The sequence below is a fragment of the Pseudomonas sp. FW306-02-D09B genome, assembly GCF_058782685.1.
In genome coordinates this window covers 185-613 of the sequence record NZ_JBYSXY010000042.1, presented here as the reverse complement: position 1 = coordinate 613, position 429 = coordinate 185, and the positions used below count along the sequence as shown (strand labels likewise).

Below are 429 nucleotides of genomic sequence, written 5' to 3'. Positions count from 1 at the left end.
TACGGTAACGGTCCAGGGCTCCGACTGCTGCCCACCGGCACCCTGCTCCTTGACTGTGAAAACATGATCGCCAGGAGACAACTCCACTGTAGTGAACGTCCACGTGGTCCCCGTCACCGTGACTTCATCCAGCCGATTGGCGCCATCGTAAATGTCGAGTCTTTTACCTTCAGCTACCGTGCCTGTGAGCGTCAACGGCGTTTTGCTGGTCGTATCGGGATTGCTGATCGCGGTGCCGTCGGAGTCTTTCACTTCGCCGATTGCGGGCTTCACCGCCACCGCTTCTACGGTAACGGTCCAGGGCTCCGACTGCTGCCCACCAGCACCCTGCTCCTTGACCGTGAAAACATGCTCGCCAGGAGACAACTCCACTGTAGTGAACGTCCACGTGGTCCCCGTCACCGTGACTTCATCCAGCCGATTGGCGCC

The 429-nt window shown here is 59.4% G+C and carries 1 protein-coding gene; it reads right to left on the bottom strand.

The window, feature by feature from the left end; all coding sequences use genetic code 11:
• On the bottom strand, positions 1-429 hold a 429-nt coding region (locus tag AC3WK5_RS29015), incomplete at both ends, for a hypothetical protein (protein WP_492574163.1).